At 70.4% G+C, this 1,842-nt stretch carries 2 protein-coding genes and 1 pseudogene; all 3 read right to left on the minus strand.

The window, feature by feature from the left end:
• Nucleotides 1-995, minus strand: a pseudogene (ribB, locus tag I0Q12_RS16345) (3,4-dihydroxy-2-butanone-4-phosphate synthase); the annotation flags it as partial.
• Nucleotides 992-1,492, minus strand: coding sequence for a flavin reductase family protein (locus I0Q12_RS16350; RefSeq protein ID WP_197252899.1), 501 nt, complete (start codon nt 1,490-1,492; stop codon nt 992-994). The gene I0Q12_RS16350 and the pseudogene ribB, both read right to left, overlap by 4 nt.
• The coding region (locus tag I0Q12_RS16355) for an NADPH-dependent FMN reductase (protein WP_231610798.1) at nt 1,489-1,842 on the minus strand (354 nt) is incomplete at its 5' end. The genes I0Q12_RS16355 and I0Q12_RS16350, both read right to left, overlap by 4 nt.

Consider the following 1,842-nt stretch of genomic DNA (forward strand, 5'->3'; position numbering starts at 1 on the left):
GCGGGTTCGTCGAGTTCGAGGTTGGCCTGGACGGTGTCGAGCCCGTCGTCCTGCAACCGGTAGGCGGCCAGCTTCTTGAGCAGGCCGATCCCCCGACCCTCGTGTCCGCGCAGGTACACGAGCACCCCGCCGTCCTGGGCGAGCCGTTCGAGCGCGGCGTCGAGTTGCGGACCGCACTCGCAGCGCTGCGACGCGAACGACTCCCCGGTCAGGCACTCCGAGTGCACCCGCACCAGCGACCCGTCGCTGGGGGTCCCCGCAAGCAGGGCGACGTGGTCGGCGCCGGTCTGCCGGTCGAGGTAACCGACGGCCCGAAACGTCCCGAACCGCGTCGGCATGAGCGTTTCGTCGCCGCGCACGATCCGGCCGGTCGGGACGACCGGAGCCGGGAACGAGTGCACGGCCCGGTAGTTGCGCAGTTCCTCGATCGTGAGGACGGGCAGGTCGTGGCGAGCTCCGAGGTCCTCGATGGCGGGCATCCGCATCATCGACCCGTCGTCGGCGACGAGTTCGGCGATCACCCCGACCTGCGGTACGCCGGCCAGCGCGCACAGGTCGACGGCGGCCTCGGTGTGACCGGGGCGTTCGAGGACTCCACCGGCGCGGGCCCGCAGCGGCAGGATGTGTCCGGGCCGGATCAGATCCCGGGCGGTGGCGGTCGGATCGGCGAGGACCCGCAGCGTCGTGGCGCGGTCCGCGGCGCTGATCCCGGTGGTGACGCCCCGGGCAGCGTCGACAGTGACGGTGTAGGCGGTCTGCTTCGGATCCTGGTTGTCGGCGACCATCGCGGGCAGGTCGAGGGCATCCGCCCGCGCCCCCGTCATCGGCGCGCACAGCAGGCCCGACGTGTGCCGCACGGTCCACGCGATCCATTCCGGCGTCGCGTGGTGCGCCGCGAGGATGACATCGCCCTCGTTCTCGCGGTCCGCATCGTCGGAGACGAGTACGGGCCGTCCGGCGCGGATCGCGTCGAGCGCCGCCTCGATGCGGCTCATGACGCCACCAGCTTCCGGAATGCGCTGCGGTGGAACACGATCGGCTCAACCGTGGATTCGGCTTCCTCGCAGTGCAGTTCGTGGACGCGCAGCACGACGATCGCGTGGTCCCCGGCGGGCACCTGCTGTTCGATCGACACGTCCATCCGGACACCACAGCCTTCGACGAACAGCGCTCCGCCGTCCCGGGTTTCGGTGCCGATACCGGCGAACCGATCGCCGTCCTTGGCGGCGAGCACGCGGGCCGCACGGTCGTGTTCGGAGCTGAGAACGCTGATGCCGAGCCGGGGCTGCGCCGCAAGCTTCGGCCAGGTGGTCGACGTGTTCTGCACACAGAACGCAACGAGCGGCGGGTCGAGCGAGACGGGCACGAAGGTGCTGGCGGCCATGCCGAGACGTTCGGTTCCGGTGTCGGCGCAGATCGCGACGACCCCCGCGGGGACGTGACCGAAGGCTCGACGCAGGGTGGCGCCGTCGAGGGTGGGAGTGGTCATCATGCCTCCGTTCGGACGGTGGATCGTACTGCGGCAGACCAACGTTCGGCGTAGTCCGCGATCCGGGTGTCGGTGGTGTAGGTGGAATCGATCAGGTACAGGCCCGGCGCCGGGCAGGTCGCGCCGAGTTCGACGAGGACCGGCTTGAGCAGCAGGTCCGGCGCCATCGCGTGCGCAGGTCCGGCGCCGAGCATGAGAGGCACCGCGGTCACGTCGCGCAGTCCGTCTCCGGTGGCGAACTGGTCGAGGAACAACTTGAGGATGCCCGTGTAGGTGGCCTTGAAAGTCGGGCTGGCGAAGATCACCAGATCCGACGAGGCGACGGTCTCGACGGCCGCCTTGACCGCGTCGTC

Origin of the sequence: Rhodococcus sp. CX (genome assembly GCF_015865005.1) — a bacterium.
Classification (GTDB): domain Bacteria; phylum Actinomycetota; class Actinomycetes; order Mycobacteriales; family Mycobacteriaceae; genus Rhodococcus.